At 70.5% G+C, this 14,245-nt stretch carries 11 protein-coding genes; 7 read left to right on the top strand and 4 right to left on the bottom strand.

Annotation, left to right across the window (positions count from 1 at the left end):
- Positions 1 to 3 precede the first annotated feature (3 nt).
- Complete coding sequence (locus tag FOF48_RS12020; RefSeq protein WP_143901022.1) at positions 4 to 2,562, bottom strand: RNA helicase; 2,559 nt, start codon at positions 2,560 to 2,562, stop codon at positions 4 to 6.
- Between the two features lie 164 nt (positions 2,563 to 2,726).
- Between FOF48_RS12020 and FOF48_RS12025 the strand changes: the two genes are divergently transcribed.
- From FOF48_RS12025 to FOF48_RS12035, 3 genes are all read left to right on the top strand, one after another.
- Positions 2,727 to 4,403 (top strand): serine/threonine-protein kinase, encoded by a 1,677-nt coding sequence (locus tag FOF48_RS12025; RefSeq protein WP_143901024.1) that lies wholly within the window; start codon positions 2,727 to 2,729, stop codon positions 4,401 to 4,403.
- 61 nt (positions 4,404 to 4,464) lie between these two features.
- Positions 4,465 to 5,292 carry a hypothetical protein gene (locus FOF48_RS12030; protein WP_143901026.1) on the top strand — a complete coding sequence of 276 codons (828 nt, stop codon included), beginning with the start codon at positions 4,465 to 4,467 and terminating at the stop codon, positions 5,290 to 5,292.
- 17 nt (positions 5,293 to 5,309) lie between these two features.
- Positions 5,310 to 6,125: a hypothetical protein gene (locus FOF48_RS12035; protein ID WP_235685518.1), complete on the top strand. Its 816-nt coding sequence runs from the start codon at positions 5,310 to 5,312 to the stop codon at positions 6,123 to 6,125.
- Between the two features lie 30 nt (positions 6,126 to 6,155).
- On the opposite strand, the gene FOF48_RS12040 is transcribed toward FOF48_RS12035, so the two are convergent.
- Both FOF48_RS12040 and FOF48_RS12045 read right to left on the bottom strand, forming a co-directional pair.
- Positions 6,156 to 8,921: a bifunctional acetate--CoA ligase family protein/GNAT family N-acetyltransferase gene (locus tag FOF48_RS12040; RefSeq protein WP_143901028.1), complete on the bottom strand. Its 2,766-nt coding sequence runs from the start codon at positions 8,919 to 8,921 to the stop codon at positions 6,156 to 6,158.
- 156 nt (positions 8,922 to 9,077) lie between these two features.
- Positions 9,078 to 9,971, bottom strand: coding sequence for an NmrA family NAD(P)-binding protein (locus tag FOF48_RS12045; RefSeq protein ID WP_143901030.1), 894 nt, complete (start codon positions 9,969 to 9,971; stop codon positions 9,078 to 9,080).
- 81 nt (positions 9,972 to 10,052) lie between these two features.
- Here FOF48_RS12045 and FOF48_RS12050 point away from each other — a divergent pair, with 81 nt between their 5' ends.
- Both FOF48_RS12050 and FOF48_RS12055 read left to right on the top strand, forming a co-directional pair.
- Positions 10,053 to 11,054 carry a LysR family transcriptional regulator gene (locus FOF48_RS12050; RefSeq protein ID WP_235685519.1) on the top strand — a complete coding sequence of 334 codons (1,002 nt, stop codon included), beginning with the start codon at positions 10,053 to 10,055 and terminating at the stop codon, positions 11,052 to 11,054.
- Between the two features lie 79 nt (positions 11,055 to 11,133).
- Positions 11,134 to 11,751 carry a DUF2378 family protein gene (locus FOF48_RS12055; RefSeq protein WP_143901034.1) on the top strand — a complete coding sequence of 206 codons (618 nt, stop codon included), beginning with the start codon at positions 11,134 to 11,136 and terminating at the stop codon, positions 11,749 to 11,751.
- Here FOF48_RS12055 and FOF48_RS12060 read toward each other — a convergent pair.
- Complete coding sequence (locus FOF48_RS12060; protein WP_143901036.1) at positions 11,702 to 12,547, bottom strand: tRNA (5-methylaminomethyl-2-thiouridine)(34)-methyltransferase MnmD; 846 nt, start codon at positions 12,545 to 12,547, stop codon at positions 11,702 to 11,704. The two genes, FOF48_RS12055 and FOF48_RS12060, sit on opposite strands and share 50 nt — an antisense overlap.
- 55 nt (positions 12,548 to 12,602) lie before the next feature.
- On the opposite strand from FOF48_RS12060, the gene FOF48_RS12065 reads away from it, so the two are divergent.
- Positions 12,603 to 13,592, top strand: coding sequence for a hypothetical protein (locus FOF48_RS12065; protein ID WP_143901038.1), 990 nt, complete (start codon positions 12,603 to 12,605; stop codon positions 13,590 to 13,592).
- Positions 13,589 to 14,176, top strand: a complete 588-nt coding sequence (locus FOF48_RS12070) for a hypothetical protein (RefSeq protein ID WP_143901040.1) — start codon at positions 13,589 to 13,591, stop codon at positions 14,174 to 14,176. Before FOF48_RS12065 ends, FOF48_RS12070 begins: the two co-directional genes overlap by 4 nt.
- The last annotated feature ends 69 nt before the right edge of the window (positions 14,177 to 14,245 follow it).

The raw sequence follows: 14,245 nt of genomic DNA on the forward strand, positions 1-14,245 counted from the left end.
GGCCTACGACCAGGCGCTCATGCCGCCAATGCGGCGCAGCATCAGGATGGGGCCGTCGTCCATGCGCCGGCCGCGCAGATCGATCTCACAGTCGATGACCCAGTCCCCATGGCCCTCCGGGTCCATGATGCGCTGCTGCGCCTCCCACTGACGGGTGCCGGTCTCCTTGAGCTGGGTGTTCGCCGGCTTGCGCGCTTGCGGGGTGAGCACCACCAGCTTGTGCTCCTCGAAGTACGGCGCCATCGCCTGCTCCAGCTTCGGAGCCGTCCACTCGCCCAGCGCGTTGTCCAGCATGCCCAGCGCGTCCAGGAAGCGGCGCTGCCCCAGCGCGCGCAGCAGCCGGTGCAGCTCCTCGCGCACGCGGGCGGCGAAGGCGCGCGGGTCCTCGGTGAGCTCCTTGGGCTTGAGGTCCACCACCGGCTTGGCCTCGACGGGCGCCTCCGGGTTGCGCATCCGCTCCCACTCGTCCAGGAGGCTGGAGTCCACCTGACGCAGCGTCGCGCGCAGGTGGTCGATGATGTCGTCCAGGTCCTCGTTGCGGAACTTCTCCGGCACCGTCTGCACCAGCGACTTGTAGACGTCCCCCACGTAGCGCAGCAGCACGCCCTCGCTGCGCTGCAGGCCGTACTCCCGCACGTAGTCGTGGAAGGACATGAAGCGCTCGAACATGTCCCGGACGATGGACTTGGGCCGGATGTTCTCCTCGCCCACCCACGGGTGCTTGCGCGCGAACGCGTTGAACGTGCCGTAGACGAACTCGCGGTTGGGCTTGGGCCACTCCAGCTTCTCCAGCTCCTCCATCCGGTCGTCGTACTCGACGCCCCGCGCCTTCATCTCCTGGATCTTCTCCCCCTTGAGCTGGTGCAGCTGCGCGTACAGCACCACGTCCGGGTTCTCCAGGATGGACTCCACCAGCGTGACGACGTCCAACGCGTACGTCTCCAGCGTGGGATCCAGCAGCTCCAGCGTCTCGTGCAGGTACAGGGACAGCGTGTGGTTGAGGCTGAAGTCGCGCTGCAGCTCCTCCGCGACCTCCACCGTCGCGGAGCGCTTCTCCCACTGCACCACCTTCACGATGCCGGCGTCGCGCAGCGTGCGGAAGTACATCGCCGCGTCCTTCAGGAGCCGCCGCTTCGTGTAGTCGGAGTTGTGCGAGCGCATCACCAGCTGCACCAGCCGCCGGTAGCCCCCGCTGCCCTCCGTCTTGTCGCTCTGGAGCAGGTTGAGCAGCAGGCCGTGGCTCACCTCGAAGCGCGACTCCAGCGGCTCCGGCAGGCCGTTCTGGAGGCGGTCGAAGGTGCTCTTGTCGTACTGCACGAAGCCCTTCTGCGGCGGCTTCGCCTTGGGCGACTTCTTCTTGCCCGCGGCCTCCTTCGCGGCCTGGCGGATGTTCTCGATCATGTACTCCGGGGCCTGCGCCACCACGCTGCCCTCGGTGTCGAAGCCCTTGCGGCCCGCGCGGCCGGCGATCTGCTTGAAGTCGCGCACGCTCAGCGTCGAGAGCTTCTCCCCGTTGAACTTGAACAGCTGCGTGAAGAGCACCGTGCGGATGGGGATGTTCACGCCCACGCCCAGCGTGTCCGTGCCGCTGATGACCTTGAGCAGGCCCTGCTGCGCCAGCTTCTCCACCAGCAGCCGGTACTTGGGCAGCAGGCCCGCGTGGTGCATGCCGATGCCGTGGCGCAGGAAGCGCTGGAAGTCCTTGCCGTAGGGCGTGTCGAAGGGGGCGTCCATCAGCGCCTGGCGGATCTCCTCCTTCTCCTCCTTGGTGTTGAAGTCCACCGACATCAGGTTCTGCGCCTGCTCGGCCGCGGCCCGCTGCGTGAAGTTCACCAGGTAGACGGGGTACTTCCCGCGCGCGATGAGGTCCTGGATGGTCTCGTGCAGCGGCACCTCGCGGTAGTCGAAGTCCAGCGGCACGGGGCGCTCGGAGCTGCGCACCGTGGCGACCTCGCGGCCGGTGAGCTTCTCCAGGCTCTGCTCGATGACGTGCGTGTCCCCCAGGGTGGCGGACATCAACAGGAACTGCGTGTGGGGCAGGGCCAGCAGCGGAATCTGCCAGGCCACGCCGCGCTCCTTGTCGGAGTAGTAATGGAACTCGTCCATCACCACCGCGTCCACGCGCGCGGACGCGTCCCGGAGCGCCAGGTTCGCGAGGATCTCCGCCGTGCAGCAGAGGATGGGCGCCTCGCGGTTGATGCTCGCGTCGCCCGTCAGCATGCCCACGTTCTCCGGGCCGAACGCCTTGGAGAGCGCGAAGAACTTCTCGTTCACCAGCGCCTTGATGGGGCACGTGTAGAACGACACCTTGCCCTCGGCCATGGCCTTGAAGTGGAGCGCCATGGCCACCAGCGACTTGCCGGAGCCCGTGGGCGTCTTGAGGAACAGGTGCTTGTCGCTCAAGAGCTCCAGGATGGCTTCCTCCTGGGCGGAATACAGGCTCAGCCCGTTCGTGGCCACGTAGCCCACGAAGCGGTTGAGGATTTCATCGGCGTCGAGACGGGGCTCGCCGGGCTTCGGCAACAGGGCGGCGAGAGGAGCGCTTGATTCGGAGGAGGCCATCGCCGGGGAACTCTAGGACGTGGCATGCGCGCCCAACTGGAAAATTGCGACTCGCCCTCTCAGAACCTGCGATTCGCGACGTTTTCGCACGACCCGTGGGGGAAGGAGGGGCCCGGGTGCTTTCCAATCGTGTCGGCCCGGTTTAGTAGGAATTTGGACCGCCGATGCAAAAGCCTACCGAACCCACCTCCGCGCAGTCCGAACCGCTGACGACGGGCCGGGTCCTCCGTGGGACGTATGAGATTGGCACCGTGCTGGGCAAGGGAGGCATGGGCGCCGTGTTCCTGGCCCGGCACCTGCGCCTCCCGGGCAAGCAGGTGGCCGTCAAGGTGCTGCACGGCGTGGAGGCGCTGTCGGAGGAGGTCGCGGTGCGCTTCCGGCGCGAGGCGGAGATCGCCTCCCGGCTGGGGCACCCGAACATCGTGGAGGTGCTGGACTTCGACACGCTGGAGGACGGCACGCCCTTCATGGTGATGGAGTACCTGCGCGGTGAGGGGCTGTCGCGGCGGCTGCGCAAGCAGAAGCAGCTGCCCCTGGAGGAGGTCTTCTCCATCTCCCGGCAGATGGGCGCGGCGCTCCAGGCGGCGCACCGCGCGGGCGTGGTGCACCGCGACCTGAAGCCAGGCAACGTGTTCCTCGTGCCCACCGAAGCCGGCGGCGTGGTGGGCGAGCGCGTGAAGCTGCTCGACTTCGGCATCTCCAAGCTCGTCGACTCGCGCACGGTGCAGACGCTGGACTCGGTGCTGATGGGGACGCCGCAGTACATGGCGCCCGAGCAGGCCATGGGCCACAACAGCGACGTGGACGCGCGCACGGACCTCTTCGCGTTCGGCTGCATGGTCTACGAGATGCTCGCCGGCCGGCCCCCCTACTCCGGCGACAACATCGCGGAGCTCATCTATCAAATCGTCCACCTGGAGCCCGCGCCCCTGCTGACGCTGGCCCCGCAGACACCGCCGCACGTGGTGACGGCCATCTCGCGCGCGATGGCGAAGAAGCCCGCGGACCGCTACCCGGACGTGGGCGCGTTCATCCTGGAGTTGACGGGCAGCCCGCTGCAGTCGCTCGGGGAGCCGAAGCAGGAGCGCCCCCGGACCGCCTCCGCCGGCCCCACGCCAATGCATCCCCGCCCGCTCCCCCAGGAGCACATCCCCACCGTGGGCATGCGGCCCCACGCGGGCAGCGATGATGCGGCGCCGCAGGCCCCCGCCAGTCCCCGGACGGAGTCACTTCCCGCGCAGCCCCTGTCCCGCGCCCGGCCGAAGTGGCCGGTCGCCGTCGCCGTGGGCGTGGCGGTCATCGTCGCCTTCTCCGCCGCCTTCTTCTGGAAGCGCCCGGTCGCGGGTCCGGCCGTGGCCGGACAGGCCCCGGTGGTTCCGGTGAAGCCCGCCGACCCGCCGCCTGCCGTGGCCGTGACCCCGCCCCCGGAGGACCCGACGAAGCCGGTGGATCCGCCGCCGGCCATGGAGCCCGAGGGCCAGCCGCCGACCGTCGATGCCCAGCCGTCACAGCAGCCCACCGAGCCAGCGGAGGCTCCCACCGTCGCCGTCAAGGGCAAGCCCCAGGGAGCCCGGGGCGCCCCCGAGTCGATGCCCGACAGCGTCCGCGAGGACCTGGCCGCGGCGCAGCGGGCGCTGGACGCGTCGAACACGGCGGAAGCACTGCGTCACATCCGGCGGAGCCAGCGGACGAAAATCACCGGCGCGTCGTACGCGCTGCTCACCCGCGTGTATTGCCAGCAGCACGACCTGGCGAACGCGCGGGCACAATGGACCCGGGTTCCGGCAACGGAGCGTCCAAGGGTCCGACAATACTGTGCGAAGTACGAAATCGACCTCTGAAGGGTCGTCCCGGGCGCGCGGAACGCTGCTTCCAGCGTCCCTGCCCATTCAAGGAGTGGCCGTGAGAGTTCTATTGGCAGTGAGCATCGTGGCGTTGTCCCTGGGGTGTTCCCGGGGCCTTCGGCCCGACAGCCCCGTGGCGGGCACGAAGCCCACCGTGGGCAAGGTGTATTCCAACGAGGCCGGCGAGCAGGTCACCGTCATCGCGCTGGAGCCCGCCGACGCACACAAGGCGCTGGTGGCCTTCGAAGGCACCCAGGGTGAGTTGGACGGCAAGGTCCTGGTCGCCCACGTCAGCCGCGACCGGGGCATGGAGTACTGGACCCAGTGGCGCGGCCGCCGGCAGCGCTTCGTCACCGTGAACGACCGGGGCGGCTATGAGGACCTGGTCCTCAGCGCCGTGAACCACACGGGCTACACGCACCTGAAGCCGGACACGGGGAAGACCGCGGCGCTGAAGGTGGAGAAGGTCTTCGCGCGCTACGCGGACCAGGAGGGCGACAAGAAGTACCAGGCCCTGCTCGCGTTCGACCGCAAGTTCTGGACCCAGCAGGCGGAGGCCCAGCTGACGGAGGCGCTGACCGAGACGAACAAGGCCTGCGGCACGAAGCTGTCCTCCACCGTGGCCTGGGACTCCATCACCGACGAGCTCATCAACGAGATGTCCTTCGGCAGCTACTGCGCGGGCCCCCTGGAGTCGCTCCAGAAGCTGTGCGAGCGCTCCGATGAGGCGAAGCGCACCATCCAGCAGAAGGTCCAGACGGTGGAGTGCCGGGTGGACCCCAAGGCCGCGCTGAAGCTGGAGGCCCAGAAGATCATCTGGTCCGTGACGAACGGCGAGACGATCCAGCCCGACGCCACCACCGCCTACTTCACCGACACCCTCTAGAACGAAAGCCCACTGACATGACACTTCGACGCATGGTCATCGCCCTGGGGCTCGTCCTGGCCCCGCAAGCCGCGCTCGCGCTGGATCCGCCCTGGGGGAAGGAAGAGAAGCTGCGTGAGCGCATGGTGCTGGAGTCCACCAAGGTGTGCACGGACGGCAAGGGCCACTACACCGTCCTCGTGCCGCAGACGCCGGAGCACGACGGAGAGCTGTACTACGGCGACGGCAAGACGTTCATGCAGGTGGCCCCCGTGGGCTACCCCAACGCCACGCAGGGCGACTTCTTCGAGCCCCGCTTCTTCAACGCCAAGGCCAACGAGAGCTTCCGCGGCGTGGACTACCGGGTGGTCTCCGCCCTGCGGCTGAGCGAGGACGCCAAGACATGCACGCTGAGCTGCGGGGACCGCACCCTGCCGCAGCAGCCGGTGGCCGCGGAGCAGGCGAAGGAGCTCCTGCGCAAGTCCACCTTCACCCCCAGCCCGATGAAGTTCCAGCCGTACGCGCTGCTGCGGGACGACAAGGGCACGTACTACCTGGTGGAGCGCGGCCTGGGCACGGACAACAAGAGCTTCCGCATCTTCACGGGCCAGCGCGGCCAGGTGAAGCCGCAGAAGATGCTCAACGTCGTCACCGACTCGCAGGGAGAGATCTTCTCCACGCAGGGCGGCGACCTGCGCCTCGTGGTGGACCGCGAGGAGCCGTCCTTCTGGGTGGTGAAGAGCAAGCGCCAGAAGCTGCGCGCCGTGCCGGTGGGTGAGAACCTGCCCTTCATCTACAACGAGCTGGGCGTCTACACGGGCGCGCGGCTGGGCACGCCCTGCGACGACGTGTAGCGCCTCGGGGACGCACCGCCCCGGGCACGGTCAGCCGAGCACCTTCACGGCCTTGACCATGTCCGGGGCGAGCTCCGTGTCCTCCACGAGGGTGAACCCCAGCTTCTTGCTGACGGCCTGCATGGCGCGGTTGCGCGTGAGGATGTCCGCGACGATGCGGCGCAGGCCCCAGTCCCGGCCAATGTCCACGAGCCGCCGGAGCAGCTCCGTTCCCAGGCCCAGCCGCTGCGCCGGGTCGCTGACGGTGATGGCGAACTCCGCGTCCTTCGTGCCGCGCAGGCGCGTGAGCCGGCCCACCGCCAGAATCTCCCCCGAGCCCTTCAAGTCCGGCGAGCGCCGCTCCGCGACGAGCGCCATCTCCCGCGCGTAGTCGTTGAAGCAGATGCGCGCCAGCCGCTCGTGGGCCACGCGCTGGCTGAGCTTCATCAGGCCCGCGTAGCGCATGAACACCGTCTGCTCCGACAGGGCCTGATGGAAGCGCCCCATGGCGGGCTCGTCCTCCGGACGGATGGGCCGCACCATCAGCTGCTCGCCGTTCTTCAGCGTGAGCCACTGCGCGTACTGGTACGGGTACGGCTCGATGGCGAGCCCCGGCAGCTCCGCGGCGGTGACGCCCGGCGGGTGCAGCACCACGCGGGCATCCAGCGCGACGATGCGCTCCCCGGAGACGAGCAGCGGGTTGATGTCCAGCTCGCGAATGAAGCGCTGCTCCACCACCAGCTGGCTGAAGCGCACCATCAGCCGCTCCAGCGCGCCCAGGTCCACCGGGGCCTGGCCGCGCACGCCCTTGAGCGCCTGATGGATGCGCGTGCGCTCCATCATCCGCCGCGCCAGGGTGGTGTTGAGGGGCGGCAGCCCGAGCGCCCGGTCCTGGAACACCTCCACCAGCGTGCCGCCCGCGCCGAAGAGCAGCACCGGCCCGAACTGCGCGTCCAGGCTGCTGCCCAGGATGAGCTCGTAGCCGTCCCGCTTCGCCATGGGCTGCACGGTGACGCCGTGGAACGCGTCCGACAGGCCCCGCTCCGCGAGCGCGTCGCGGATGGCGCGGTACGCCTGGCGCACCTGGGCCTCGTCGCGCAGGTCCAGGCGCACGCCGCCCACGTCCGTCTTGTGCGTCACCGTGAGCGAGTGCAGCTTGAGCACCACGGGGAAGCCCAGCCCGCGGGCCTTCTCCAGGGCCTCGTCCTCGGAGGTGGCGAGCCACGTCTCCACGGTGGGGATGCCGTAGGTGGCCAGCAGGCGCTTGGACTCGTATTCGGACAGGAGGGTGCGGCCGGCGGCGCGGGCCTCGTCCACCAGGGCGCGCGCCACGTCGCGGCCCCCGCCGGTGGGCTCCTCCGCCAGGGTGGGCGTTTCATAGAGCCCGGCGAGGTTGTCCGAATAGCGCCACATGAAGTTGAAGACGCGCGCGGCGGTGTCCGGGTAGCTGAAGGTCGGGATGCCCGCGTCGTTGAGGATGCGCTCGCCCGCGGCGACCTCGGAGCCACCCATCCAGCTCGCGAGCACGGGCTTGCCCGGCAGCTTCGCGTAGCCCTTGAGGCGATCCGCCGTCTGGGTGGGCTCGGTCATGTCCTGCGGGGTGAGGATGACGAGCAGGCCGTCGCTGTTGGGGTCCGCGCCGGTGGTCTCCAGGGCCTTCGCGTAGCGCTCCGCGTCCGCGTCCCCCAGGATGTCCACCGGGTTGGCGTGACTCCACGGGGGCGGCAGGAAGCCGTCCAGCCGCGCGCGGGTGGTGTCGGACAGCACGGCCAGCTCCCCGCCTCCGGAGACGAGCGCGTCGGTGGCGAGCACGGCGGGGCCGCCCGCGTTGGTGAGCAGCGTGAGCCTGCGGCCGGAGGGCCGGGGCTGGCGGGCCAGCACCTCCGCCATGTGGAACAGGTCCTCGATGGAGTCCACGCGCAGGACGCCCGCGCGGCGGAAGGCGGCGCTCAGCACCTCGTCGCTGCCGGCGAGCGTGCCGGTGTGGGACGCGGCGGCCTGCGCGGCCTGCGCGGTGCGGCCGGCCTTGATGACGATGATGGGCTTGGTGAGGGCCACCTCGCGCGCGGCGGAGAGGAACGCGCGCGCGTCGCCGATGGACTCCATGTAGATGAGGATGGAGCGCGTCATCGGATCATCCGCGAGGTAGTCGATGAGGTCGCCCCACCCCACGTCCAGCATGGAGCCCACGGACACGAAGGCGCTGAAGCCCACGGCTTCGCGCAGGCTCCAGTCGAGGATGGAGGTGAGCAGCGCGCCGGACTGGCTGATGAAGGCCACGTTTCCGGGCCGGGCCATGCCCTTCGCGAACGTGGCGTTGAAGCCGCCCGTGGGGCGCATCACGCCCAGGCAGTTGGGCCCGATGATGCGCAGGTTCGCGCCCTGCGCGAGGCGGAGCACCTCCTGCTCCAGCTTGACGCCCTCCGGCCCGGTCTCCTTGAAGCCCGCGGAGAGGATGATGGCGCCCTTGACGCCGACCTCCGCGCACTCGCGGATGATGTCCGGCACCGACGCCGCGGGCGTGACGATGACGGCCAGGTCCACGGCCTCCGGCAGCGCGCGCACGGACGGCCACGCCTTGATGCCGAGCACGTTGGGGCGCCGCGGGTTGACGGGGTAGACGGTGCCGCCGAACGGGCTGCTGATGAGGTTCCAGAGCACGGTGCGGCCCACGCTGCCGGCGCGCTCGCTCGCCCCCACCACCGCGACGCTCCTGGGCGCGAAGAGGACCTCCAGCGGATGGCGCGTGCGCTGGTGGAGCAGGTCGATGGAGGGGTCCGTCCGGGCCGGGGGGCTGGCGGGGCGCTGCTCGTCCATGGTGCGCTCTTCTCCGGTGGGGGCCATTCCGGATCAATTTCCGGACGGTCCCCATCGTGCACCAGTTGGAAGGAAGAGGACGGGAGGGGGGAGGGTCCCCTGTCCGGTTCCGAATCCGGGCGGACGGCCGGACGCGCCGCCGTCCCCGCGCGCTGACTACGACGCGCGGGCCTGCTCCACCACCGGCTTGAGCACGGCGCCGGCGAACTCCGCCAGCGTGGTGGGCGTGGTCGTGTCCAGGGAGCGCGGCTCGGACGCATCCATGCGGCCTTCCTTGATGGCGCCGTACATCTCCGTGAGCGTGTCCGCCATCCAGCCCGGCAGGCCCGCGCCCGTCATTCCGTGGCGCAGGTCCTCCAGCCCCACCTGCACGTACTTCACGGGCTGCCCCAGCACCTGCGTGAGGATGCGGGCCACCTCGGGATAGGTGAGGTCCTTGGGCCCGTGCACGCCCACGTAGCGGTGGCCCTTCCACGACGCGTCCGTCAGGACCTCCGCGGCCTTGCTCGCGATGTCCGCCGCGGCCACCATCGGGAAGGCCCGCTCCGGCGACATGACGCTGTAGAGCGCGCCCGCCTTCGCCAGGCCGTGCACGTCGCGCAGCAGGTTCTCCATGAAGAAGCCCGCCCGCAGGCTGGTGACATGGGGCGCCGCCGCCTGGAAGGCCTCCTCGATGGGCTTGAGCGTGGACACCGGGCCCGTGCCCGCGCCGTTCTGCGCGCCCACGCTGGAGAGCACCACCACGCGCTGCACGCCGTGCGCCTTCACCGCGGCCGCCGCCTGCCGGGCCGCGTCCGTCGCCCAGGTGAAGAAGTCCGGCCGGGCCGGCGGGGGCGACAGCCAGAACAGCGCCTCCGCGCCCTTGAGCGCCGCGTCCAGCGTGGCCTTCTCGTCGATGGAGCCCTTCACCACCGCCGCGCCCAGCTTCGCCAGGTCCGCCACCTTCCCTGGATCGCGGGCGATGATCGTGACCTTCCGGCCCGCCTTCAGCAGCTTCTGCACGAGGGGACGGCCGATGTTGCCATTCGGGGTGTTGATGACGATGGACATGGGGTGCCTCCAGCGACAGCGAGATGGCACCACAGTGCCCCCCGGCCCATCATGAGGCCACTGCATGCTATGCATGTCTCCATGCGCCGCGTTCATGAAACCCCGACGCCTCCCCCCGCCGAGGTGGACCTCACCGGCATCAACCTCAACCTGATGGTGGCGCTGGACGCGCTGCTCAGGGAGGCCCACGTCACCCGCGCCGCGGCCCGCGTGGGCCTCACCCAGTCCGCGATGAGCCACGCGCTCGCGCAGCTTCGGGCGCTGCTGGGTGACGCGCTCCTCATCCGGGGCCGGGGCGGCATGGTGCTGACGCCGCGCGCGGAGCAGCTCGCCGCGCCGCTGCGGCGGGGGCTGGCGGAGCTGCAGCGCGCCCTGCGCAACGAGCCCCCCTTCGAGCCCGCCACCGCGTCGCGCCGCTTCACCGTGGCCACGCGCGACTACTTCGGCTCGGTGCTCCTGCCCGGAGCGCTGGAGCTGCTGGGCCGCGAGGCGCCCGGCGTGGACCTGTCGGTGCGGCACGTGGAGAGCAGCACCTTCCCCGCGCTCCTGGAGACCGGCGAGGTGGACCTGGTCGTCGTCACGCCGCCCGTGGAGTCCGGGCCCGGCCTGCGCCAGCAGAAGCTGTTCACCGAGGACTTCGTCTGCGTGGTGCGCAAGGACCACCCGGCCGTGCGCCGGACATTGGACCTGGACACCTACCTGAAGCTCTCCCACGTCCTCATCAGCCCGCGCGGCGACGGCGTGGGCGCGGTGGACGTGGCCCTGGCGCAACGCGGCCTGCCCCCGCGCCGCATCGCGCTGCGCGTGCCCTACTTCCTCATCGCGCCCCTGGTCGTGACGCGCTCCGACCACGTCCTCACCGCGCCCCGCCGCCTTATCGCCGCGTTCAGCGAGACCTATCCACTCCAGGTCCTGGCCCCGCCCCTGCCCATCCCCCCCTTCGACATCATCCAGGTCTGGCACGAGCGCTTCGACGGGGACCCCGCGCACCAGTGGCTGCGGGGACTCGTGGCGCGAGCCGTCGGACTGAGGTCGGAAAACACCCGGAGTTCACGACGGGTGCGGCGCGCGAGCGCTTCCTGACACTCGAGAATCGCGACACTGAACGTCAGTACACAGGTGGGGGAGCATCGCATGGGGGGCATCGTGTAGGGTGCGCCCCATGAATCCTGAGAAGCTTGTCTTCGCGCAGACCGTCGAAGCGCTCTTCGTCCGAGCGCTGGAGAACCGACTGACGCCCGCGTGCCGCGAGCACCTGAAGAGGGCCGGACTGGACCTCGACCGCAAGCTGGAGCGCGCCTATTCGCTGGAGCAGTGGCGGGAGTTCCTGCGGATCGCCGCCGGCCACGTCTATGGCGGCGTGCCCGCGGAGGCCGCGTACTACTCCCTGGGCGAGCGCTTCATGGATGCCTACTTCGGCACCTTCTTTGGCCGCGCGCTGCTGGGCGTGGGCCGGCTGGCCGGTCCCCGGAGGCTGCTGCTGCGCGCGGACCTGGGCTTTCGCGCCGGCAACAACTTCAGTGAAATCAAAATCGTGGAGCGCGGCGCGACAGCGTTGGAGCTCTGGATGAACGACGTGCTGGCGGACCAGCCGACGTTCGCGGCGGGCCTGCTGGCGCGGGCGGTGGAGCTGTGCGGGGGCTGGCGGGTGGTGGCGCTGCCGGAGGAGTTCGACGGCACCGCGGCGACGTTCCACCTGCGCTGGAGCGAGGCCCCCGCCGAGTCGGCGCTCAACGCCACTGAGGATGGGTCCTCAGGCGACGCTCGACCTCAGGCGTGAGGGTGGCCCCATGGGGCGCCCGGGAGGAGGAGCGCTCCCAGCGCTCGAGCCACCGGGACCCCAGCGGGGTGGTCAGGGATTCCCAGCGGGTCGAGGCCACGGTGGTCTCCCCCTTGGTGCCGGTGGAGACGCCAGCCCCCACGAAGAACCCCGCGAGCAGCAGCGTGACGCGGGTGGGCGTGGCGGCGCTGTAGGTCATCAGCAGGGCGCCCTCCCCGTCCTCTCGGCAGTGGCGGCGCACCCGGGCGAGCACGGCTTCGGTCCACATGTCCGGGTTGGACGCCGGCGAGAACGGATCGAAGAAGACGAGGTCGGCCGTGGGCAGGGCCCCCTCCAGGTACGGCACCGCGTCCCCCAGGTGGAGGGTCCACTGGAGGCCGGGCTCCTCCCAGGTGCCGTGGCGCATGAGGGCTTCGGCGGCCGGGCGGAAGGGCTGGAGGAAGGGGAAGCCCTCCGCGTCCGCGAGGGCCAGGCGCAGCGGGGCCAGGTCCACCTCGAAGCTGACGACATGCAGGTCGCGGGCGCGCTCCGGGCCCAGCTCCCGGGCGCGGGTGAGCGCGGCGACGGCGTTGGTGGCGGCGCCCAGGCCCACGTCGTGGATGACGAGCGGCGGCCCCGGCTGGCGCAGGCGGTCCGCGAGGCCGGGTTGATCCACGTAGAGGCGCAGGGCCTCCTGCCAGGGCCCCACTGCGGGGTGCATGACCTCCCCGTGGCCCAGGTGCCGCACGGCGCGGTGGCCGTTGCGGAGGGTGACGAGCTCGAAGTCGCCGTCGCGCGGGTGGGAAGGCTCGGACATGGGACGTGAGGCTCCTGGCCTGGAAGGGACGCGTGGGAAAGGATGGGTCCCTAGCATGACGATTCCAGGGCAGGAACATCGCGGCGGGCTCCACGGGGAGGACGTCCGTCACGGGGAGGCGCACTTCGCGGGGGGCCGGGTGCGGCTGTCGCTCCGGGTGGATGCGCACACGCGGGCCATCCTGGCGGCGGCCTGGGAGGCGCCGGCCGGCGTGGACGCGGGGCACCCCCTGGCGGCGTGCCTGGAGTCGCTGTGCCAGAACGCGGTGGGCATCGGGGTGGACCAGTTCCTGCGCTTCGACGACTTCCATCTGCGCGCGGGCTGTCCGGAGGGGCTGGAGGCGACGGAGGAGGCAGGACTCGCGGTGCGGGTGTTCCGCTCCGCCTTCAGCCAGTTCCATCCCCGGGCCACCGGGCCCGCGTACCTGTCCAGCGGGCTGGTGCTGGCGAAGTTGCCCCACGGCACCCGGGCGGACTGGGAGGAGCCCGGGTTCTACTTCGCGCACTACTACCGCGAGGAGCTGTGGTCGGCGGCGGTGGAGGAGGCACGCCAGGGCGGCGTGCTGGGGCCGCGCGCGGCGTGCGCGTACATCGACGCGCTGCTGGCGAAGGCCGACGACACGGTGGAGCTGGACTGGCCCGTGCAGGAAGGCGCGGCGACCTGGGACTGGCTGACGCGCGTCTGCCTGCCTTCGGTGGCGGGGGGCGCGGAGCGGGCGCGGCGCCTGCTGGAGGGCGGCTATGGCGGCGCGAGCGGCACGGGGAGCTTTCCGTTCGGCCACCTGGACGGTGGCCCGTGGCATCCGCCGGAGGGCCTGCCCGAGCCACGGGGCGTGGGACACGCGGAGTTCATCATCGGGGACCTGGAGCACCTGCTGCCGGAGCTGCCCCGGGGCGGCATCCTGCTGGCCGCGCCCCGCTGGATGGCGGTGGGACAGACGCCGGATTCGCCAACGGTGCGCAGGGCCGGAATCACAGCCGCGGAGGCCGGAGGGTTCGGCCTGTTCAACGCGGCGGCGCACGAAATGGATGAAGCGGATGATTGAGCGCGGGCGTCAACGCGCATCGTCTCGGGGGGGCCATGACGCCCGAACGCGGTGACAGCGTGGTCGACGTGCTTCGGCGTCTGGGATTCGCGGCCATCGCCCGGGATGGGGGCGGAGATCAGACTGTCATGGTCAGCCTGCCCTGTTTCGCCACGGGGACACCGCCCGTCGTCGGCTATCGCGACGCAGTGATTCTCCGGCAGATGCCTGACGGCTGGAGGGTCCTGCCGGTGCAGATGCTGGAGCGCCACTTCGGGACCTTCGAAGCGGCGGTCGAATCCATGCGCGATTGTCTGGAGCTCACCCGCACGGTGGACCTGCTGAAGGCGCGGGGCTTCCATGCGCGCCGGCACCGGGACTTCGGCGAAGACACCCTCCTCGTCAGTCTTCCCACCCAGCGGGCCCGTGATCCGCGAAACATCCAGGGGTGGCTCAAGACGCTGCGTCTTCGACGGGAGCAGGCGGATCGGTGGATTGTTTCAACCGACACACAGGAGCCACGCGAAGCCGAGGCCGTGGTCTTCTCCAGCCTCGACGCCGCGGCCACCTTCCTCCGCGAGCAGCTCACGCCGCCAGCCCCTTGAGGATCCGGGGCCGCTGAGCAATCCCAGAGGATTTTTTCACGCGTTGCCCATCCACCCGACGCACTGATA

It is taken from the genome of Corallococcus sp. Z5C101001 (assembly GCF_007352635.1).
Taxonomy (GTDB): domain Bacteria; phylum Myxococcota; class Myxococcia; order Myxococcales; family Myxococcaceae; genus Corallococcus; species Corallococcus silvisoli.